The organism is Streptomyces sp. MH60 (genome assembly GCF_002939385.1).
Classification (GTDB): domain Bacteria; phylum Actinomycetota; class Actinomycetes; order Streptomycetales; family Streptomycetaceae; genus Streptomyces.
Map to the genome: position 1 here is coordinate 47,592 of NZ_MULI01000015.1, position 19,870 is coordinate 67,461.

The 19,870-nt window shown below is 71.7% G+C and carries 18 protein-coding genes and 1 pseudogene; 11 read left to right on the top strand and 8 right to left on the bottom strand.

Annotated elements, in window-relative coordinates; translation table 11 throughout:
• Positions 1–27: 27 nt before the first annotated feature.
• Entirely contained in the window at positions 28–459 is a 432-nt protein-coding gene (locus BZZ08_RS12880) for a MarR family winged helix-turn-helix transcriptional regulator (RefSeq protein ID WP_104632326.1), read from the bottom strand.
• A 151-nt stretch (positions 460–610) separates the two neighbouring features.
• Between BZZ08_RS12880 and BZZ08_RS12885 the strand changes: the two genes are divergently transcribed.
• From BZZ08_RS12885 to BZZ08_RS12895, 3 genes and pseudogenes are all read left to right on the top strand, one after another.
• Positions 611–1,441, top strand: a complete 831-nt coding sequence (locus BZZ08_RS12885; protein WP_104632327.1) for an SDR family NAD(P)-dependent oxidoreductase — start codon at positions 611–613, stop codon at positions 1,439–1,441.
• 52 nt (positions 1,442–1,493) lie between these two features.
• The gene (locus tag BZZ08_RS12890) at positions 1,494–2,144 is read left to right on the top strand and encodes a hypothetical protein (protein ID WP_198601445.1); all 651 of its coding nucleotides are present in this window, start codon (positions 1,494–1,496) and stop codon (positions 2,142–2,144) included.
• 120 nt (positions 2,145–2,264) lie between these two features.
• Positions 2,265–3,152: pseudogene (locus tag BZZ08_RS12895) on the top strand (pyridine nucleotide-disulfide oxidoreductase); the annotation flags it as partial.
• 21 nt (positions 3,153–3,173) lie between these two features.
• Here BZZ08_RS12895 and BZZ08_RS12900 read toward each other — a convergent pair.
• The gene (locus BZZ08_RS12900; protein ID WP_241965456.1) at positions 3,174–3,374 is read right to left on the bottom strand and encodes a hypothetical protein; all 201 of its coding nucleotides are present in this window, start codon (positions 3,372–3,374) and stop codon (positions 3,174–3,176) included.
• 901 nt (positions 3,375–4,275) lie between these two features.
• Between BZZ08_RS12900 and BZZ08_RS12915 the strand changes: the two genes are divergently transcribed.
• The gene (locus tag BZZ08_RS12915) at positions 4,276–6,090 is read left to right on the top strand and encodes an SMI1/KNR4 family protein (RefSeq protein WP_104632330.1); all 1,815 of its coding nucleotides are present in this window, start codon (positions 4,276–4,278) and stop codon (positions 6,088–6,090) included.
• A gap of 70 nt (positions 6,091–6,160) precedes the next feature.
• Here the strand turns inward: BZZ08_RS12915 and BZZ08_RS12920 are convergent, their stop codons facing one another.
• Positions 6,161–7,069 carry an NAD(P)-dependent oxidoreductase gene (locus BZZ08_RS12920; protein WP_104632331.1) on the bottom strand — a complete coding sequence of 303 codons (909 nt, stop codon included), beginning with the start codon at positions 7,067–7,069 and terminating at the stop codon, positions 6,161–6,163.
• A gap of 83 nt (positions 7,070–7,152) precedes the next feature.
• Between BZZ08_RS12920 and BZZ08_RS12925 the strand changes: the two genes are divergently transcribed.
• Positions 7,153–7,524: a winged helix-turn-helix transcriptional regulator gene (locus tag BZZ08_RS12925; protein ID WP_104632332.1), complete on the top strand. Its 372-nt coding sequence runs from the start codon at positions 7,153–7,155 to the stop codon at positions 7,522–7,524.
• Positions 7,525–7,546: 22 nt separating this feature from the next.
• On the opposite strand, the gene BZZ08_RS12930 is transcribed toward BZZ08_RS12925, so the two are convergent.
• A complete protein-coding gene (locus tag BZZ08_RS12930; RefSeq protein ID WP_104632333.1) occupies positions 7,547–8,734 on the bottom strand; it encodes a tetratricopeptide repeat protein in 1,188 nt (395 codons plus the stop codon).
• Between the two features lie 141 nt (positions 8,735–8,875).
• Complete coding sequence (locus BZZ08_RS12935; RefSeq protein ID WP_104632334.1) at positions 8,876–12,310, bottom strand: CHAT domain-containing protein; 3,435 nt, start codon at positions 12,308–12,310, stop codon at positions 8,876–8,878.
• Positions 12,311–12,701: 391 nt separating this feature from the next.
• Here BZZ08_RS12935 and BZZ08_RS12940 point away from each other — a divergent pair, with 391 nt between their 5' ends.
• Positions 12,702–13,133, top strand: coding sequence for a hypothetical protein (locus BZZ08_RS12940; protein ID WP_241965457.1), 432 nt, complete (start codon positions 12,702–12,704; stop codon positions 13,131–13,133).
• Entirely contained in the window at positions 13,130–14,050 is a 921-nt protein-coding gene (locus BZZ08_RS12945) for a hypothetical protein (RefSeq protein WP_104632335.1), read from the top strand. The genes BZZ08_RS12940 and BZZ08_RS12945 overlap by 4 nt, the downstream gene beginning before the upstream one ends.
• A 59-nt stretch (positions 14,051–14,109) precedes the next feature.
• Here the strand turns inward: BZZ08_RS12945 and BZZ08_RS12950 are convergent, their stop codons facing one another.
• On the bottom strand, positions 14,110–14,571 hold the full coding sequence (locus tag BZZ08_RS12950) for a winged helix-turn-helix transcriptional regulator (protein ID WP_104632336.1): 462 nt from the start codon (positions 14,569–14,571) through the stop codon (positions 14,110–14,112).
• A 111-nt stretch (positions 14,572–14,682) separates the two neighbouring features.
• On the opposite strand from BZZ08_RS12950, the gene BZZ08_RS12955 reads away from it, so the two are divergent.
• On the top strand, positions 14,683–15,573 hold the full coding sequence (locus tag BZZ08_RS12955) for an alpha/beta fold hydrolase (RefSeq protein ID WP_104632337.1): 891 nt from the start codon (positions 14,683–14,685) through the stop codon (positions 15,571–15,573).
• A gap of 81 nt (positions 15,574–15,654) precedes the next feature.
• Positions 15,655–16,215, top strand: a complete 561-nt coding sequence (locus tag BZZ08_RS12960) for a pyridoxamine 5'-phosphate oxidase family protein (RefSeq protein ID WP_104632338.1) — start codon at positions 15,655–15,657, stop codon at positions 16,213–16,215.
• Between the two features lie 248 nt (positions 16,216–16,463).
• On the opposite strand, the gene BZZ08_RS12965 is transcribed toward BZZ08_RS12960, so the two are convergent.
• Entirely contained in the window at positions 16,464–17,354 is an 891-nt protein-coding gene (locus BZZ08_RS12965) for a helix-turn-helix transcriptional regulator (RefSeq protein WP_104632339.1), read from the bottom strand.
• Positions 17,355–17,608: 254 nt separating this feature from the next.
• Between BZZ08_RS12965 and BZZ08_RS12970 the strand changes: the two genes are divergently transcribed.
• Together BZZ08_RS12970 and BZZ08_RS12975 are read left to right on the top strand one after the other, a co-directional pair.
• Positions 17,609–18,625 (top strand): zinc-dependent alcohol dehydrogenase family protein, encoded by a 1,017-nt coding sequence (locus BZZ08_RS12970; protein ID WP_104632340.1) that lies wholly within the window; start codon positions 17,609–17,611, stop codon positions 18,623–18,625.
• A gap of 35 nt (positions 18,626–18,660) precedes the next feature.
• Complete coding sequence (locus tag BZZ08_RS12975; RefSeq protein ID WP_104632341.1) at positions 18,661–19,071, top strand: (R)-mandelonitrile lyase; 411 nt, start codon at positions 18,661–18,663, stop codon at positions 19,069–19,071.
• 39 nt (positions 19,072–19,110) lie between these two features.
• Here the strand turns inward: BZZ08_RS12975 and BZZ08_RS12980 are convergent, their stop codons facing one another.
• Complete coding sequence (locus BZZ08_RS12980; RefSeq protein ID WP_104632342.1) at positions 19,111–19,839, bottom strand: SDR family NAD(P)-dependent oxidoreductase; 729 nt, start codon at positions 19,837–19,839, stop codon at positions 19,111–19,113.
• Positions 19,840–19,870 lie beyond the last annotated feature (31 nt).

The window sequence follows — 19,870 nt, forward strand, 5'->3', positions numbered from 1 at the left end:
GACCCAACAGGGTGGGGCCGCCCGACTTCACGCCACACCCTCGGTCGACGCGAGGGCCTTCCCCAGAAGGTCCACCAACTGGCGCAGTTCGTCGCCCCCAAGCTGCGCGAAGGGAGTCAGCGCCAGCGTCGCCTCGATGACCGCCGACCGGACCCGGCGCCCGTCCTCTGTCAGGGCCACGACGCGTGAGCGGCGGTCGGCGGGGTCTGCGGAGCGTTCGACCAGGCCGCGGTCGGTGAGCTGGTTCATGACGAAGCTGAGGTTGGGCGCGTTGCAGTACAGGCGGCCGGCCAGGGTCTTCATCGAGGGCGGTGCCTGGTCCGGGTCGATGGCCCAGAGGGCCTGAGCGGTCGCGGGGGTCAGGCCGTGCTCCGCCAGGACGGCCTCGATCCGGTCGCCGGTCCGCATGAAGAGCTCGTGGTTCGCCGCCACCACCGCCTCGAGGGTGCTTCGCGTCATGGGCTCATCGTACGCCTATTTACTTCGAGGCTCGAAGTGTATGTTGGTTCGAGAGATTGGTTCGAGGCTCGAAGTACCTGCCTGCGGGCCGTTCCCGCGCCATGCCTTCTTCCAGGCGCACTTCCTCCAGCCGCACAGAAAGCACTCACCCATGCACACCTACACGAACACCACCGCCCTGGTCACCGGCGCGTCCAAAGGGCTGGGCGAGGCCTACGCACGCGAACTCGCCTCCCGGGGCGCGCACCTGGTCCTCGTCGCCCGCTCGGCCGACGCGCTGCACGCCCTCGCCGACGAGATCCGGGCCGCGCATGCCGTACGCGTCGACGTGATCGCCGCGGACCTGGCGGACCGGCGGTCGCCGCAGCGGGTCCTCGATGCCCTCGACGGGCTCGGTCTGGACGTGGATCTCCTGGTCAACAACGCCGGGATGGGGGCCGTGGGGCCCTTCCTCGGCCGGCCCCTCGCGCCCAACCTTCAGTCCGTCGACGTGAACGTGACCGCCCTGGTCGGACTGGTCCACCTCCTGGGTGCCCGCATGGTCGAACGCGGCCGCGGCGGCATCGTCAACATCGCCTCCACCGCCGCCTTCCAGCCCATGCCGTACCAGGCGAGCTACGCCGCCACCAAGGCGTTCGTGCTCTCGTTCACCGAGGCGGTCGCCGAGGAGGTCCGCGGCACCGGCGTACGCGTGATGGCGGCCCACCCGGGCGCCACCGCCACGGGGTTCTTCGACCGGACGACCGCTTCCATGAACCCCAGGTTCACGGATGCCCCCGGCGACGTGGCCGCCAGGACGCTCGACGACTTCGCCCGGGGCCGGGCCGTCTCCTTCCCCGGGCGTGCGTCCCAGCGGATCGGGGTCTGGGCATCGAGGGTGCTGCCGCGCACCACGGTCACGCGTGTCACGGGCGCCCTCAACCGCCGACTGGGGTTCCGCGACGTCAGTGATCGCGATCCTGCCGCCGCGCCGGGGCAGTGATGATCCTGGGTGGCATACTGCGCGAAGAAGAGGTGTGAACAGGGGGCGGGCCATGAAGTGGTTCCAGCGGGATCGGGGGGAGCGGCCCGCTGGTGTGGTGCCGCTCTCCGGTGTCGTCAAGAGTGAGAGCGAGCCCGGACAGGCACCTCCACCGCTCGGCCCAGGCGGCCCGGTGCTGCAGCGGATCGGCGGCGACGGTGACCAGGTCACACGAATGACGACGCTTGCGGAGCCGGTCGTCTTGGACATCGCCCATCGGGGACGAGGCCACTTCGCCGTGGACGCCCTGGACGCCGGTCTGCATTCCCAGAGCCAACTCGTCTACACGGACGGGCCTTTCGCCTGCCGGGCTCTGGTCAACGCCGACGACAGGACTGTACGGGCGCTCAGGGTCCAGGCGGACGGGCCGTGGGTGATCGAAGCGACCTCGGTGTCGAGCGCGTCGGTCTTGGCCGGAGCTGCGCGGTGCGTGCTGCGCTACGAGGGCGGCCCGGGGATCGCTTCGCTCTGCCACGAGGGCGACCCTCGGGCCGAGGACGGCGGCTATTTCCTCGTCGACACCTACGAACCGGATGGGAACGGTTTCCTCGACGAGCTGGCCAACCACGTCGGGCCTATGCGGGGTGAGGCGCCACTGACCGGACCGTGCCTCATCTACGCCCGCTCGGACGGGCCGTGGTCCATCAGCGTGCAGTCCCTGTAGGCCCCGTAGGCCACCCGGGCAAGCATCGATGATCCGGGCTCAACGACCGTTACCCCTGTGCGTGTTCATCACCTAGGGTCCCGTCAGCGACACCAGGCGTCAGCCCCCGAACCGGGAGTGCTGGTCATCGATGCCTCGGGCCGAGGGTCCCGCGCGCCGCAATGGCTCACCGAGCTGGGCGCGCCAAGCGTCACGGAGCGCGAGGTCAACGCCGGCGTCGCCTACGCCACTCGTCTCTACCGCGCCCCCGAGAGGGCCCGGAACATCGACTTCCCCCTCGTGAACGTGCAGGCCAACCCGGCCAAGGCGCCCGGTCGGGGAGGCATCGTCCTGCCCATCGAGGGGAACCGCTGGATCGTCACGCTGGCCGGCACCCGCGGCGGTGAACCCACCGACGATCCCGACGCCTTCGTCGACTTCGCGCTCAAGCTCGACGATCCCGTCATCGGCGAACTCGTCAAGGGGCTCGAGCCACTCGGGGACATCGTCACCACCCGGGCCACGGCCAACCGCCGTCGCTACTACGAGCAGGTCAAACACTGGCCGGACGGCTTCCTCGTCCTCGGCGACGCCATCGCCGGCTACAACCCCGTCTATGGCCACGGTCTGACCGTCGCCGCCCAGTGCGCCCTCGCCGTCCGCGACACGCTCGGCGCGACGGGGCTGGGACGGCCGGGCCTCGCACGGCGCCTTCAGCGCGCCGCCGCACGACCGGTGGCCGCCGCCTGGGACTTGGCCGTCGGCCAGGACGCCCTGTATCCGGGAGCCACCGACACCCGGCCCAACGGCGTCGAACGCCTCCTCGCGCGCTTCGTCGACAAAGCCGTGGAGACCGGCGCGCGCAATCCGCGCGCCATGGCTGCCCTGCTGGATGTCATGAGCCTGGAGCGACCCGCGACCCGGCTGTTCTCGCCGGACATGCTCATCCCCATGCTCATCGGCCCCAGGAGACCGCACCTGCAGGGGCCGCCCCTCACCGACGCGGAGCGAAAGACCGCTATGCCGTAGTGCCGTAGTGCTGTAATTCCGCTACGACCAGCTCAGGAACATCGTGTACGTGTCGAGGAGGTCGTTGACCACGCTGGTCGTCGCCCCACTGCTGGTGGTCGGCACCACCCTGAAGTCGGGCTTCTGGTACGAGTAGTCGTCGTCGCTCCGCCGGGCGTTGGGCTCGTGGGCGGCGACGAGGAACCGCTTCCCGTCCGGCGACACCAGCATCCCCTCCGCCACGGTCCCGTCCTGCGGGCCGACCACGTGATCGGGGCGCCCGAGGCTCGACCGGTACGGGCGTTCATGATCTGGAAGGTACCGGTCGAAGTGCGGCACAGCACACGGTCGTCACCGGTCCAGCCGACGGCGCCCACACACCCACTGAGGAGGATGGCCCGGCGCGCCGAGCGTGACGTGAGCGCTCCTGAGGAGTTCCAGGTGTCGAAGACGTTTCCGAAGACCTTCGGTGCCGCCTGCCTTGGCGGTGAGCCGCCGGCCGCCCGGTGCGAGGTGGACCATGTCCGCCTGGACGGGGCGTGGGGACTTGCCCAGTACTGTCAGGGGTTGTTCGTGTCCGACAGCGGAGCCCTCGTCGGACAGGTGGTGGGAGCCCTTGGTGGGCCGGGAGCCGATCCTGTGCCCGCCGCCCCCCGCCGTGTACGTGAACCACACGCTGCGCCCGTCCGGCGACACCACCGCGTTCGGCGCGGCTCACGGTCAGACCAGATCGCACAACGACCCCTCGGGATTCTTGCGGCACGGCGTCCAGGCGACGGAGCCGAAAACCCACTTCTGCTGGAGGTCCGCCGGGACGGACTCGTGAGGATGCGCAGCGGCTTGCCCTCGGCGTCCTTCAGCTTCTTGAACGCGTCGGTGAGTTCCAGGCCGCCGTCCCTGGTGTTCCGCTCGTACCGTTCGGGGCGTGTTCCATCACGGACGCGTACACGGGTGGGCGGCCGCCCAGCTCTCTCAGGCAGGAGAGGCGGAACCGGGGTCACCGGTCGTCAGTTTCCGCGCCTCGTCGGCGGTCAGCTCCGGGTGAGACCATCGCCCAGGTGGGGGGCTCACCCTCCTCCGGCCGCACCGACACCGGATCACGGAGGCGGACGGTGATGTCAGTGGTCGCTCCTAGGGTGATCGCATGACCTCGACCTCTTCCGCAGCCGTCCCGCCTCCGTCGCCGACCGTAGAAGACTCGTGGGCGCGCATCGGCGCCTGGCTCTCGGAGCACGCCCCGGTGAGCCGGGCACTGCTGCGGCCGCCCGCTTCGCCCGGCGGGATTGCGGACGCCGAGCGGCGCCTCGGTGTGGCGTTCCCTCCCGAGTTGGTGGCGTCGCTCCGTTGCCACGACGGTGTCGAGCTGGGCGAGGGGGCGCCGGTGTTCGCGCTCAACGGCCCGTTCGCCGGTGTGGCGGACATCGTGACGAACGCTCTGTTCCTGCGGTCCGTCGGCGAGGAGGTCGAGGATCTGTACGACGCCGAGGACGACCGCGAACTCAACGCGTACTGGCGTCACGAGTGGCTGCTGATCACCCAAGGTGTCGCCTGGGACGCCCAGGACGGTCTGTTTCTGACGTGCCGCGCGGGTGACGACTACGGACGCGTCGGACGCTATTTCAACGAGGACGCCGCCTCGTTCTCCGAGTGGCCGTCACTGCGTGCGGCGCTGGCTGAGTTCGCCGACGCTCTGGAACGGCGGCTGCCCGTCTCCGGCCGGGTTCCGCTGGCCTTCGACGAAACGCTGGTCTGGGAGGATGCCACGCCCACCGTCAAGGCGGACCCCACCTCGCTGCTCGGCCTTGCCGCGCGGACGCCCGAGCCGGAACCCGAACCCGTGCGTCCGCAGCCGGAGCCGGAGCTGCCGAAGAGCGGCATGTACGCCACGCTCACCATGACGGAGCCTCGGGAGGCCGAGCCCCGCCAGCCGGACCTGGTCTTCGCCGAGGGCGTAACCGCGGAGGAACTGCTGCTGCGTGCGGGGGTGGCGCGGCGGGAGACCATCCGTGCGCGGACTCACGCGCAGGCCGAGCGGTCGGCGGCGGGCCTCTGGGCGGCTTCCCGGCCGTTGGTGCGGGCGGGACGGTGCGGGGACTGGGGATACCTGATGCAGGCCGCCGGAACCGCGCAGTTGACCCGCCCGGAGGTACTGCGCAGGCTGGCCCGGGGCACCCGGGTCGTGGCTCTCACCAAGCAGGGCCCGGAGGCACGCCTCACGGTGTACGCCAACGGGATGCCGTACGCCCGGGGCGCCCAGGACCGCCTTGTCTCGTCGCCGCGGGAGGACTACGCACGATTGCCGGACGGTACACACGTGCAGTCGATCGGCGTCGATCCGTGGCCAGGATCGACCGCCGCGTACGTGGACTTGGTCGCCTCCCTGCGGGACAGTTTCCCCATCGACTTCGACCTTGGCGCCCTTGAGCACGCCCTCGACGAGTCACTGCCCAGCGCCCTCGTCCTACCGGTGCTGGAGGATATTCCCGAGTGGTCCTGCCGTCCCCCCACGTACGTACGCCACTTCGATCTGGGCGCCCTGGTCGAGCGGACGCCCGCACCCCGGTTGCGTACGGCGATGGCCGCGCAACTGCGCAGACTCGCAGCCGAGACCGGGCTCGTCACCTTCCCCGAAGTGTCGCGGACTCTGGACGCCGTCGACCTCGGCGGGACTCCCGAGCTCGTCGAGGACGACGCACTGGACCTGCGCATGCGCACGATCCTGGCGGAGGCCGCAGCCGCCCGGCCCGCGCTGGAACCGTCTTGGCGGCGAGACCGCAACGCGCCCGGATTCCCCGCTACCCGTGACGACTTCCATGCCTGGCAGCTTCGCGCCGATGCGGCGGACGCGCTGCGCCGCTTCCTCCAGTTGCCGTTGCCCGTTGCCGCGGCGACGATCGTGCACCACCGGCTCAGTGACGACTGGCGCAGGGAACTCGCCGAGGACCTGGCGGTGCAGTGATCGTTTCAACAGGAGTCGGCATACCGGACCTCCGTCCGCGTCTCGTCTCGTTTCGTTTCGTTTCGTTTCGTCAGCGTGGCTTTCGGATGCTGTCGATGATGCGGGTCCAGTTGTCGCTGCCGTGGCCGTTCTCGATCGCTTGCCGGTAGTGGCTCCGGACGGCCGTCGGGAGCGCGAGGTCGAGGCCGAGTGACGTGCTGGTGTCGACGATGTGGTCGGACGTCGCGCCCATCATGGTGACCGTGCTGAGGTGACCGGGGTGTTCGCCGGCGTCGAGCGCGGCGCCGGGGCGTTCCTCGCCCGCCCTCAGCATGTCGCCGATGGAGTCCGCGGTGGAGAGCAGCTCCGGCAGCGCCTCCTCGGCCTTCATGCCCGCGGTACCCAGCATCGCGGTGGCCTGCATGAGGGCGGACAGGGTGGTGAGGAACACCGCGAGCTGGGCCTGGTACATCAGTTGGGCCAGGCCCGGGTCCTCACCCAGGTACTTCGGCGTTCCGATGCGTGTCAGCGGCGGCAGGTGGTGCTTCATCACCTCGTCCCGGCCGCTGTAGTAGACGTATGCGGACTCTGTCCCGATCATCGGTGCGGGGACCATGACCCCTCCGGTGAGGAAAGCGGCGCCGTGGCCCGTGGCCCACGCTGCTGCCTCGCGGGTGCGATCTGGGGTGTCGGAGCTGAGGTTGACCAGGGTGCGTCCGGCGAGTGCTTCGGTGGCGTCGGCGAGGATGTCGTACATCGCCTGGTAGTCGGTCAGGCTGAGCAGCACCAGTTCGCTCGCTTCGACGGCCTCGCGGGGTGTCTTCGCGTGCGTCGCTCCCGCGTTGACGACGCCGTCGGCGCGGCTCGCGGTGCGGTTCCAGACGGTGACCGGGTGGCCGGCGGTCAGGAGGGTGTGTGCGATGGCCTGGCCCATGGGGCCCAGCCCGATCACGGAGACAGGGGTGTTGCGGCTGGTGGCGCGGTCCTTGTGTGCGTTCACTCCGTCATCCTCGGAGGGCGCCGGTAGTCTCGGAAGTACCCACTAATTACTGCGGTACTTACCATTTCGTAAGGGGCAGAGCGATGGCCAAGGCGCCGAGGTCCGGGCCGTACATCTGCGGCATCGACGCTGCGCTCGACGTCGTGAGCGGCAAGTGGAAGGGACTGATCCTCTGGGAGCTCGACGCCCATGGCGTACGCCGTTTCGCCGAGCTGCGTCGCGGACTGCCGGGCGTGAGCGAGAAGATGCTCACCCAGCATCTGCGGGAAATGGAGGCGGACGGTCTCGTGCACCGGGAGGTGTACGCCGAGGTGCCGCCGCGAGTGGAGTACTCCCTGACCGAGCACGGCCGCACGCTCAACCACGCCCTCGGACCGCTCGGCGTGTGGGGCACCGAGCGGATGCGTCGCGAAGGCTGCGAGGCGGTCCAGGCACCCGGCACCTCACCAGGGTGAACGCCGGGGGCACCGTACGGGCTCAAGGAGAGCGCAGCCAGGTCAGCCTCTCCTCGGCGGCCCGCAGGCGGGGGTGTCCGGGGCCGTGCAGACGCCGGTAGTCGCGTACGCAGCGGTCGAGCAGTTCGGCGGCCTCCGCGTGGTGGCCGACGTCGATCAGGACGTTGGCGAGGTTGTCCCGGGTGGCGACCGTGATCGGGTGGTCGTCGCCGTGGAGTGCGACGCGTCCGCCCAGGATCGCGCGCAGGATGGGCACGGCTTCCTCGTAGCGCTCCTGGGCGTGCAGGACGGCGGCGAGATTGTTGCGCGCGGTGAAGGTGGTCTCGTGGTCCGGCCCCAGCGTCGCCTCCGTCGACCGTACGACGGCGCGGATCTGCTCCTCGGCCTCGGCATGGCGGTCCAGTCGAACCAGGACGGCGCCCAGGTTGCTGCGGGCCGCGATCGTCTTCTCGTGGCCCGGCCCGTACCGGTCCACCAGCCGGGGCACGAGGGCGCGTAGAGCGCGCTCGGCCTCCTCGTGACGGCCGCACTTGAGCAGGGAGGCGGCGTGCGCGTTGGTGGCGGACAGGACATCGGGGTGGTCACGGCCGAGCTGCCGGGTGCGGCGTTCCAGGACGTCCCTCGCCAGCGGCTCCGCTTCGGGGGCCCGGCCGAGGTCCTCCAGGACCGCCGCGAGCCGGGTGGCGCTGCGCAGCGCGTCGGGGTGGTCGCGGCCGAGCGTCTCCGCCTGGGCGCGGAAGGTGTCACGCCACGCTGTCTCGGCGAGGCTCAGTTGACCGGTGGTGTGCAGCGCGTCGGCCAACTCGGCGGAGGCGCGCAGGGTCTCCTCGTGGCGGTCACCGAGCGTGGTCCAGTGGGTGCGGGCCACATGCTGGTACAGCTCGACGGCTTCCTCGCCCCGTCCGGGGAGCGACACCAGGACCTGGGCGAGTTCGCGTATGGCGGTGAGGGAGTCCGGGTGCTCGGCGCCCAGGGTGTCGATGGCGGACCGGGCCCGCATGGTGTGGATCTCCTCCGCGGAGAGCTCCACGCGGGCGATCTCCTGCTCCGGCCGGCCCTCCGTGACCTCCGTGATGGTGATGTGTCCCCCGGTCAGCCGTCGCGTGTGCCCGGGGCCGCCGGCCGGCGGCTGTGCGTTCGGGCCCGGCGGCGGCTGTCCGCCGGTGCCCTCGCCGTCTTCCGCGGCTCGTCGCCGCCACCATCGGGTCATCGTGCCCGCCTCCTCGTTGCTGCCGTTTCCCTCGTTGCTGCCGTTTCCCTCGTCGCTGCCGTTTCCCTCGTCGCTGCCGTTTCCCTCGTTACTGCCGTTCTCCTCGTTGCTGCCGTTCTCCTCCTTGTGCTGCCGGTGCCGTCAGGCGCCCGCGTGCACCTGTGCCGCCCACAGGCTGGGACTCGCCGCGAAGGTGGCGCGGCATCGGAGGACCGCCTGGTGCAGGGCGTGAGCCGTCCTCGTGTCGTCCAACTCCGGACCGCCGTCGGCTCCTTCGGTGCACAGCTCCCGGTAGAGGAAGCGGGTGACGCGGACGGCCACCGCGTCGTGCACCGGCCAGAGCGTTCCGACGGCGTTGGCGTACCCCGCGAGCTGGAAGGCGGAGGTGATGTGGAGGGACTCGTCGGCCAGTTCCCCGCCGCCCCGCGCCGTCTCGCAGGCGGACATCACCGCGAGCCGTGCCGCCGGCAGTTCCAGGTGGGAGATCGCACGGACCGTCAGCGGGCGGGTGGCGTGGTCGTGCAGCAGGAGCCGGCCGTTCGAGGGGTCGGCGGGCTCGCTGACGCCGTGGCAGGCGAAGTGCACGCACGGGTGACGAGGCAGGGCGTCCATCACCTGTTCGAAGGTGGCTTGCTCCTCGGACAGTACCTCGGTGGGCAGGAGTCCGCGCAGGACCTCCACCTCGCGCCGTGCGCCGCGGAGGGGCCGGGCACCGGGCGTGTCGGGAAGCGCCACGGCGAGCACCGGACCGTGCGGGCGGGGGGCGGCGGCCCGGGCCCTGGCGTACCCGAGAGCGGCCACGGTCGGCGTGTAGGAGGAAACCACCCGGTCCAGCACCGTCCGTGGTTCCGGTGCGCCCGCGGCCGGGTCGGACGCCGGGTCGTCGGGTTCGGGTCCGCCGTCCGGTACGGCGCCGGGCGTGCCGTAGTGGTGTCCCGCCGCGTGCAGGGGCAGCGAGGCCAGCGCGCCTCCCGGTGACCACCACAGCCGCTGCCACTCGCCGTCGGGCGTGGGTCCGTGCACCCCGAGTCGGCCGAGCACGGGTCCGGTGACGTGGTCCCACGTCCAGGCCAGTACCTCGCCGACGGTCTGCTGGGCGGCCCGGTCGCGGGCGGGGTCGGCCGCGTCGGCGAGCGCCCGCTCGAGGCGGTCCGCCTGTTCGCCGACGGCCTGCGGGGTGGCGTGCGGCAGTGGGACGAGGAGGACTTCGCCGTCCCGCAGCACGAGGGCGTCGCTGCGGAACTCGCTGCAGTAGGCGAGCACCACCGGGCCCCGCCCGGCGCAGTCCAGGACCACCTCCATGCTCGGTGGGCCGAGGAAGTCGGAGAAGCCGGGCCGTGTACGGATCTCGGCGACCAGGTGCTCCAGCTCGACGGCGAGGGCGTGCCGCAGATCGGTGGTGTCGGACGACCGCCCGCCCTGAGCGGCGTCCGCGGCGTCCGCGGCCTCCAGCGCGTCGAGCCGTTCCCGCAGGCGGGAGAAGCGGTCGGCGAGGGCCGGGTGGGCACCGCGCAGCCGTCCGAGCCCGTCGCGGGTGGCCATGGTCCGGCCCAGCAGGACGCCCCGGCCCTGTTCCAGCAGCAGTACCGCGTGCTCCGGCCGGCCGGCGTTGACGGCGCAGGCGGCGGCTTCGGCGGCCAGGCCCCGCACCCGGGACAGACCGCGTTCCTGGTCGCCGCGGACCAGCCGGCCGGACGCGGCGAACGGCAGGAGCTCCAGGGCGAGTTCGTAGCCCGGCAGGGCCTCGTCCCAGCGGTTGTCGCCCCCGGCGGCGGCGCCCCATTCCCAGGCCGCGAGGACCCGTTCGTAGGCGGGCAGGGACCTGGTTCCGGCAGCCTGCCGGTAGGCGTCCTCGGCGGCACGGAGCACTCCCGGGTCACCGTCGCGGTGATACAGGGCGCGCAGCGCGTCGCCGTACGACTTGAGATAGGTGCCGTGGGTCGAGGTGCCCTCGGCGACGGCCCATACGGCGCGGCCCAGTTCGCTGACGGCTTGTGGCAAGTCGCCGGGTCCGCCGGTGGCGTGGTGCTTGGTGAGCCGGGCGGAGCCGAGGTTGGAGAGGATCAGAGCGAGCGACGGGTCGCCGTAGGGCACCTGCCGGGCAGCTTCCTCCAGCAGGCCGACGGCCTCGTCGAGGTCTGCCACGTCAGTGGTGGCCGCGAACCGGGCCCGCAGGGCGTTGGCGAGGTGGTTCAGCCGGTCGGCGCGCGGCTGACCGGCCGGAGGCGCCAGTGCCAGTGCCTGGCGAGCGACGTCGATCGCCTCGTCGGCGGCCGTGGTGTCGCCGGTCGCGCCGTGCCAGCTCTGCAGGACCACGCCCAGATTGCCGAGTCGTCCGGCCTGGAGAATCTGGGGGTTCCGTGATGCGTGGAGCGCTTCCCTGGCCAGTCGGGCAGCTTCCCGCAGTGAGGTCAGATCGTCGGTCTGGAGAGCGCGCTCGCGCAAGGTGACGGCGAGGTTGGCCAGGGTCCCTGCGTACGCGTCCGTGCCGGGCTCCTCCTCGGCGAGGGCGGTGCGCAGGGTGGTGACGGCCTCGTCCAGCAGCGCCGCGTCACCGGTCCTCTGAGCCAGCCTGAGCAGGGTGTTCCCGAGGCTGTTCAGCCTCCTGGCGCGTTGCGGGGTGCCGGGACGCAGGAGAGGCAGGGCCTCGCGCAACAACGCCGCGGACTCCTCGAACAACACCTGCTCGTCGGTGTCCTCGGCGGCCATGCGCAGGGCGACTCCGAGGCCGGCGAGCAGTTCGGCGCGCTCCGGATGGCCCGGCGGGCATTCGGCCAGGGCCATGCGGTGGATCCGCAGCATCTCCTGCCGGTGCGCCTCCTCGGGGGCGTGCTCGTGCCGCTCGCGCAGGGCCTGGGTGAGGTTGCGCAGGACGAGCAGGCGGCCCTGCCCATCCCGGGGGAAGGCTTCCAGTGCGGTGTTCCACAGGTCGAGGGCCTCTTCCAGGGCGCTGAAGTCTCCCTGGGACAGATACGCGTCGTGCCGCATCGCAGCCAGGTTGCTCAGGTAGCCGGGTCGGTCGTCAGATCCGGCCGACAGTGCCTGGAGCGCGCGCCGTTGGGCGTCCGTGGCGCGCAGGAGGTCCGTGGGCGCGGGGGCGGCGGAGTCCGGGGGCCGAGGTTGTGGGGCGTGGGGTTCCTCCCGGGCCGTGGCGCGGTCGACGGCGATCTTGTGCCGCATGTGCAGCACCTCCGCGAGGGCGCCGAGCGACTGCGCCGCGGTATCGGCCTCCTGGGGGAGGCGGGCGGCCCGGTCGAACGTGTCCACCGCTCGGTCGAGGTCGTCGGGCTGCCCGTACAGCGCGAACCTCTGTTGATACGCGAGGCCCAGGAGTCGTACGTCCTGCGGGCGAGCCGGTTCGCACGCCGCCCGTTCACGGCCCAGGGCGACCAGTGCCTCCACGTCGTCCGGGCGCCCCAGCAGTTGGTAGCGAGTCTGGAGGGCGACCATCAGGTTGGCGGCGGCTCGGGCGACACTCCGTCCGGGGGCCGGCGCCGCCGCGGTGAGCAACTGCTGGTAGAGCGCGACCGCCTGGTCGAGGGCCTGCCGGTCGCCCGTCCTGAGGTGGTGGGACAACAGCCGATCGGCGCGCGATTCCTCGTCCTGACCGTCCGCCGCTCGAGCGCGGCCCGCGTTGAACACGCCCACCCCCCGGTGTCACACCGCCGTGCCGAGATCTCTCGGCACCGCGCGGCCCGTACTCACGATAGCGAACGGGCCGTGGATGCGACCGCGTACGGAGAACCGCGTCGCAAGGCCGACACCGTCGCACAGCCGACACCGTCGTACAGCCGACACCGTCGCACGGCCGACACCGTCGCACGGCCGACCGCTTCATACGGCGGACAGCGTCGGACAGCGGAACGGCTGAGGAACCGCCATGCAAGTGACGGAGCCGGACAACGGGCGGATGCCGGCAGCCGACGTACAATCGCGGCCGACCGACATCGGCGTCCGAGGGGGAACGGTGGAGATCGAGCCTGACGGGGGAAGCGGGCCGCGAGGCGGTCACGCCCGGTTGGAGGAGCTGTGCCGGCGGCTGACGGACGCGTCGGGATCGCTGGTGCTCGGTGAGCGGGGGCTGCGGCTCATCGAGTCCATCACCTCCGAACTGCGGGCCGGCCGGGCCCCCGAAGAACTCGAAGACGCCTTCGACGAGTTGGAGGAGGAGTTGCTCGTGGCCGGGCACAGCGCCGGCCTGGGCTCCCACCGCACCACACCGACGCCGCTCACGCCCGGCTTCCAGCGGCTTCCGGTCGCCGGGCGAAGCCACCCGCCGCTGCATGTGCTCGCTTGCCCGCGGGGTCACTGCGGGCGGGTGGAGGCGCCGGACGACGACGGCCCGCCCCCCGGCTGCCGGATCTTCGACCAGCCGCTGCGCACGGTGCCCCTCCGGTGACCAGCGGCTTCCTCAGCGCGCTGGGCGGCCGGATCGCCGAACGGTGGCTGGCCGCGCTGGCCCTGCCCGGGCTGCTCTTCCTCTCCGCCGTCACCACGGCCATGGTGCTCGGCCACGAGCACTGGTCCGACCTCGATCGGCTGCGGACCTGGCTCGACACGATCGCCGGCTCCCCCGCGTCCCGCAGCGCCGGCACCGTCGTCCTGGTGGCGGCGGGCGTGCTGGCCGGTGCCGCGGTGGCCGGGGCGGCCGCCCAGTCCCTGGGCACGGGCGTGGAGCTTCTCTGGTGCGCGGAGCCGCACGGGCCGGTGCTGCGGTACCTCGCCGACCGCCGGTCGCGCCGCTGGCGCGCGGCCGACGCGACCTTCCGCACGGCGCTGGTGGCGGCGGGCCGGGCCCGCATCGAAGGAGCGGACGACGCCGACCGGCTCGCCGACATCGCCGAACGCCGTTACGCCGACCGCGACCGCATCGGCACGGCACCGCCCCGCCACCCTTTCGGGACGGGCGACCGCTTGGCCGCACCCGGGCAACGGCTGTGGCGCGCCCACCGGTTGGACCTGGCCGCCGCCTGGCCTCACCTGTGGCTGCTGGCCTCCGACGGCACGCGTGCCGAACTGCAGGCTGCCCGACTCAGGTTGACCGCGTCGGCGCGCCTGTGCGCCTGGGGTGCGGGGTATCTGGTGCTGGCCCTGTGGTGGTGGCCCGTGGCACTGGCCGGGGTCGTCGCCGTCGCCTCGGGCGTGCGGCGCGGCCGCGCGGCCGCGGAGGCCTTCGCCGAACTCACCGAGGCCCTGGCCGACCTGCACGTACGCGACTTGGCGACCGCGCTGGGCATCGAGCACGAAGGGGTCGACGACCGGGTGCTCGGCGAACGCCTCACGCGGCTGCTGCGCAAGGAGACGCGAGCAGCGTAGGGCGGTCCCGGCGACTGGCGCCATGGGCTCGCCCGCCCGCGGTCGCCGTCCCGGCCGGATCACGAGGGGCGCCGGTCGGTGTCCGGGGCCCCTCCTGAGGCACGGCCGGGGGAGGCGTCCTCCGCGCTTCGCTGATGGGCGCGGTCCACCTCGGCCATGTGCTTCTCCGCCCACTCGCGGAGTGCGGCCAGCGGTTCCTCCAGGGTCAGGCCGAGCGGGGTGAGCCGGTAGTGCACGCGCGGCGGGACCGTCGCCTCCACCCGGCGGGCGACCAGGCCGTCGCGGGCCAGTCCCTGGAGCGTGACCGACAGCATCTTCTGCGAGATGCCGGGCATCCTGCGCTGCAGTTCCGCGAACCGCACCTCCTCCGGGGATGCCTCCGCCAGCACCTTGACGGCCATGGACGTCCACTTGGTCCCGATCCGGTCGAGCAGGCGCCGCGTGGGGCACTGCGGGTCGAACAGGTCTCCCCGGGCGCTGTTCGGGGATCGCGACGCCCTTGAGGTCGAGGAGGGGGTCACCTGTGGCTCACCACCTGTGGCAGAAGTGCGGTCTTGGCTCTCCCAGCCTAGTTACCTACCGTTTTGTTGTCACCATTGGTAATCACCTCTCTTCGTTACAAGGGGATCCCTGTGCCTGCGCCCGCCACCTCCCATCGCTCCCCCGGTCCCCGCCCCGCAGACGTCGAGCTTCGGCGCGTACCGGTCAACGGCATCGACCTCAACGTGGCCCTCCACGGTGAGGGCCCCGCCGTGCTACTGCTGCACGGCTTCCCGCACACCTGGCAGCTGTGGACCCACGTCATGGGCCCCCTCGCCGAACGCCACCGAGTGATCGCACCGGACATGCGAGGAGCGGGGGCCAGCACGCGTGCGGCGGACGGCTACGACGCCGGCACACTCGCGTCAGACGCCGAGGCCCTGCTGGACGCCCTCGGAGTGCGCTCGGCGGCCGTCGTGGGCATCGACGCCGGAACCCCGCCCGCGTTCCTTCTCGCCATGCGCCGACCGGACCTCGTCAGGCGGCTCGTGGTCATGGAATCACTGCTGGGCGGTCTGCCGGGGGCCGAGGAGTTCCTCACGCACGGCGCGCCCTGGTGGTTCGGTTTCCACGCGGTCCCCGGTCTCGCGGAGACGGTGCTGACCGGGCACGAGGACCGGTACGTCGGCTGGTTCCTCGGCACCGGCTCCCGCGGGGAGGGCGTCGATCCCGTTGTCCGGGACGCCTTCGTCCGGGCCTACACCGGAAGCGACGCTCTGCGCTGCGCCTTCTCCTACTACCGCGCACTGCCCACGAGCAGCACGCAGATCGAGGAGGCCGTCGCCGACGGCCGGTTGGCCGTGCCCACCATGGCCGTCGGCGCGCATCCGGTGGGCCGGGCCCTCGAACGGCAGCTACGGCCGGTCACCGATCACCTCGTCGGCCACGTGATCGAGGACTGCGGGCACATCATCCCGCTGCACCGTCCCGATGAGCTGCTCCACCTCCTCGAACCGTTCGTCACCGCGCACCGGTCCGGCTGACAGAGGTACTCCCCTCGGGCGTACCGATGATTTCCGGGCCGGCTGGTGGTCGTTACTGGCAAGACGACAAGGAGATCTGCCATGTCCAGGCAACGACCTGCCGCACAGCGGCCCACGACCGAACTCGACGCCCGCTACAGCTCCGCGCTGAATCCCCGTCCCGGTGCCGCGGGCGTCACCGCCACCGAGTGGGCCGAGGCCCAGCGGCGTCTGGAGGCCGCCGAGATCTTCTGGGTGGCCACGGTGCGGCCCGGCGGCGGGCCGCACATCACGCCGGTGATCGCGGCGTGGCACGACGGTGTGCTGTATTTCTCCACCGGACCGGGCGAGCAGAAGGCCCGGAACCTGGCGCGGGACGCGCACTGCGCGCTGATCACGGGCGGGAACTCGCTCACCGAGGGGTTCGACCTCGTCGTCGAGGGCGAGGCGGAACGGGTCGGCGATCCGGCGGTGCTGGAGGAGGTGATCGCGGCGTTCGAGGCGAAGTACGGGGCACACATCACGTCGGCCGAAGGCACCTTCCACGGCATCGGGGACGCGATGCGGCGCGGAGACGATGTGCTGTTCGCGGTGGCCCCCGTCACCGCGTACGGGTTCGGCCGGGACGACGGCGTCTACAGCCATACGCGGTGGGGGTTCTGAATCGCCGGCCGCCGCCTCCCCGGCCGCGCGGCAGAGCAAGCCTCTCGAGAGGAACCTGCGGCAAGCCGAGAGCGGCGTGCAGTTCGCTGTGGAGCCCGGCGAACCGTGCCGAGGGGTGGCGGAGTTCCGGGCGGTCCTCGCAGGCATGCGGAACCGTGGGGGGCCGCTCGATGGCCACGCCCCGAATGAGGGAGCGATCACCGTCTCTGTCTCCTGGAACTGCAACGACGACTGAGGCCACAGCCGGGTCAGCCGGTGGTGTGCCGAGTGACCTGGGTGCTGGTCTCGGTGGCGGCGAGGGAGGCGAGCAGGCGCAGCCCCTCTTCGCTGGAGGAGCCGGGTTCCGCGGTGTAGATGATCATGCTCAGGCCGGGGTCGGCGGCCAGGTCGAGGGACTCGTAGGCGAGGGTGAGGTCACCGACGGCGGGGTGGTGGAACCGCTTGGTGCCGGTTCCGTGGCGGCGGACGTTGTGCGCGCCCCAGCGGGTGCGGAACTCCTCGGAACGGGTCGACAGCTCCCCGACGAGGTCGTGCAGCTCCTTGTCGTAGGGATTGCGCCCGGCCTGTGCGTGCAGCATGGCGACGGCCATGTCTGCGAACAGGTCCCAGTCCGGGTAGAAGCGGCGTGCGGCCGGGTCGAGGAACTGGAAGCGGGCGAGATTTCCCTGGTTGGCCGCGTGGGCGAAGAGGTCGGTGTAGAAGGCGCGGGCGAGCGGGTTGGCGGCGAGGATGTCCATCCGGCCGTTGGTGACGGCCGCGGGCCCGGCGGTGATGGCGTCCAGCGTCCACTGCAGGCTGCGGTGGACCTGCTGCAGGCCCTTTGTGTGGCGTCGCCGGGGACGGGTGAGGATGTCCGTGCCGTCGGCTGCCTGGGCCAGGTTCAGCAGGTGGGCGCGCTCGGCGTCGTCCAGCTGCAGCACGCGGGCGACGGCCTCGAGGACGGCGGGGGAGACTCCGGCGAGATTGCCGCGCTCCAGCTTGGCGTAGTACTCCACGCTCATGTCGGCCAGGGCCGCCACCTCGCTGCGTCGCAGGCCCGGCACACGCCGTCGCGAGCCCGGGGGCAGGCCCGCCTGCTCGGGGGTGATGTTTGCCCGCCGCGAGGTGAGGAACTCGCGGACCTCCTCACGGTTGTCCATGTCTTCGACGGTACGACCTGACCGGCGTCAAAGGGATGTACCGCGAGTACACCCATCACTGGTAACTCGCTGCGGGCGCGAAACGGCGGTTTCCTGGGGATCAGGGCAAGCCCCGAGTGCGGCGGACAAGCCACTCGGGAACCGCAGCGCCTGTCCCGGCGGTTGCGAATGCCCTGGTCGGCGGCGACCGGACGGCCGGCCGCCCGGACCACACCCCCCTTGTATGTGAGTACGGCAGGTAAGGAGCCACCCTGATGCGCGGAGCAGTGATCCACGCCCCTGGCGACATCCGCTTCGAGACCGTGGACGACGCGAAGATCCTCAAGCCGACCGACGCGGTCATCCGGACCGCTGTCACCTGCGTGTGCGGTTCTGACCTGTGGCCCTACCGGGGCGCGGAGCCGACCGAGCGGGCGCACCCGATGGGCCACGAGTACGTCGGCTTCGTCGAGGAGGTCGGATCCGAGGTGACCTCGGTGCAGCCCGGGCAGTTCGTCGTCGGCTCGTTCGCGACCTCGGACAACACGTGCGCCAACTGCCGCAACGGCTTCCAGTCGAACTGCCTGAATCGCGAGTTCATGTCGACCTGCCAGGCCGAGTACGTCCGCATCCCCAACGCCCAGGGCACCCTGGTCGCCACGGACGGGGTGCCGGACGAGACCTTCTGGCCCGGTCTGCTGGCCGTGTCCGACGTCATGGGTACGGGCTGGTGGGCCGCGGACGCCGCCGAGGTGAGGCCCGGCTCCACGACCGTGGTCGTCGGCGACGGCGCGGTCGGACTGTGTGCGGTGATCGCCGCCAAGGAGATGGGCGCCGAACGGATCATCGCCATGTCCCGGCACGAGCCCCGCCAGAAGCTCGCCCTGGAGTTCGGCGCGACCGACATCGTCACCGAGCGTGGCGAGGACGGTGTGGCCCGGATCCGGGAGCTGACCGGCGGAATCGGTGCCGACTCCGTCCTGGAGTGTGTCGGCACGGCGCAGGCCATGACCCAGGCGCTGCACTCGGCACGGCCCGGCGGCAACGTCGGCTTCGTCGGCGTCCCGCACGAGGTCGCCATAGACGGCCAGGAACTGTTCTTCTCCCACGTGGGACTGCGCGGCGGACCCGCGCCGGTGCGCCGCTACCTGCCCGACCTCATCAACCGCGTAGTGACCGGTGCGATCGACCCCGGCAAGGTCTTCGACCTCACCCTCCCGCTGGACCAGGTGGCCGAGGGCTACAAGGCGATGGACGAGCGCCGTGCCATCAAGACCCTCCTCAAGCCCTGACCCACCCACGCCCTCACGGAGAAGGAAGCACCATCGTGCAGATCACCCGAAGCTCGATCAACACCGTCAAGGGCCCGGCCGACTGGTTCACCGGCGACGTCTACATCGACGCCGTGGCCTCGGCCCCCGCGCCCTCCCGGGTCAGCGCCGCCCTGGTGCACTTCATGCCCGGCGCCCGCACGCACTGGCACCGCCACCCGCTCGGCCAGACCGTGTTCGTCACCGAGGGTGTCGGCCTGTGCCAGCGCCGTGGCGGGCCCGTCGAGGTCATCCGGCCCGGCGACCGGGTCCTGTTCGAGGCCGACGAGGAGCACTGGCACGGCGCCGCGCCCAACCGCCTCATGGTCCACCTGGCCATCAACGAAGGGGACGCCGACCACGACGTCGTGCACTGGCTGACTCCCGTCACCGACGAGGAGTACGACGCCGCCCCCGCCACCGGCTGATCCCCCACCCAGACAGCCGTCCGTGCGCGTCAGCCCGGCTCAGCCGAGTGCGGTGCCGGTCTCCTCGGCGAGCACCTCCAGGAGGTGGTCCTGGAACGCCTCGTCGTGCACTGCCGCATGGGGCTGTCGCCGCTGTCGGTGGTACCAGTAGCCACCTGTGGTCATCGTCTCCGGGTCGTCGCCGACGGCGAGCCATTCCTGGGTCTGATGACCGAGCTTCAGGTCGTCCGGCGCGTTCGGACCGCCCATCTTCGTCGGCACCCAGCCCGGGTCCACGGCATGGCTCGGTGTACCGGGCCGCAGCCGTGCGACCGCGGCCGCGAGGGCGGTCACGAAGAGCTTGCTGTCCGCGTACGAGCCCGGGCCGAGCCCCTGCCAGTCGACTCCGTCGAGGACGGGCCGGCCGCTGAAGTGCGAGCCGCTGCTCAGGTACACCAACCGGCCCGGTGCCGGCATCAGGGCCGTGAGCAGGTAGGGGGCGACGACGTTGACGGGCATGACGGCCGGTCCGCTCCACACCCCGGCGTTGTGGATGACCGCGCCGAGCGGTGCGGCCGCGGCGAGTTCGCCGGCCATGCGCCGTACGGCGTCGCGGTCGGTGAAGTCGGCCACCACCAGCTCGGCCCCGCGGGCCACCAAGTCGTCCAGTCGCCCGGCCCGTCGAGGGCTGCGGGCGTGCACCACCACCTGGTGGCCGCGGGACAGCAGGGCCTCTGCCGCCGCACGTCCGAGACCGTCGGCGGAACCCGTCACCAGGATCCGGCTCATGACCGCACCATCCTCCACATCGACGTCAGGA

Coding starts and splice junctions, on each gene's coding strand:
- BZZ08_RS12890 (WP_198601445.1), top strand. CDS start 1,494: ATGAAGTGGTTCCAGCGGGATCGGGGGGAGCGGCCCGCTGGTGTGGTG.
- BZZ08_RS12880 (WP_104632326.1), bottom strand. CDS start 459: ATGACGCGAAGCACCCTCGAGGCGGTGGTGGCGGCGAACCACGAGCTC.
- BZZ08_RS12980 (WP_104632342.1), bottom strand. CDS start 19,839: ATGAGCCGGATCCTGGTGACGGGTTCCGCCGACGGTCTCGGACGTGCG.
- BZZ08_RS12965 (WP_104632339.1), bottom strand. CDS start 17,354: ATGGACAACCGTGAGGAGGTCCGCGAGTTCCTCACCTCGCGGCGGGCA.
- BZZ08_RS12925 (WP_104632332.1), top strand. CDS start 7,153: ATGGCCAAGGCGCCGAGGTCCGGGCCGTACATCTGCGGCATCGACGCT.
- BZZ08_RS12960 (WP_104632338.1), top strand. CDS start 15,655: ATGTCCAGGCAACGACCTGCCGCACAGCGGCCCACGACCGAACTCGAC.
- BZZ08_RS12915 (WP_104632330.1), top strand. CDS start 4,276: ATGACCTCGACCTCTTCCGCAGCCGTCCCGCCTCCGTCGCCGACCGTA.
- BZZ08_RS12885 (WP_104632327.1), top strand. CDS start 611: ATGCACACCTACACGAACACCACCGCCCTGGTCACCGGCGCGTCCAAA.
- BZZ08_RS12930 (WP_104632333.1), bottom strand. CDS start 8,734: ATGACCCGATGGTGGCGGCGACGAGCCGCGGAAGACGGCGAGGGCACC.
- BZZ08_RS12970 (WP_104632340.1), top strand. CDS start 17,609: ATGCGCGGAGCAGTGATCCACGCCCCTGGCGACATCCGCTTCGAGACC.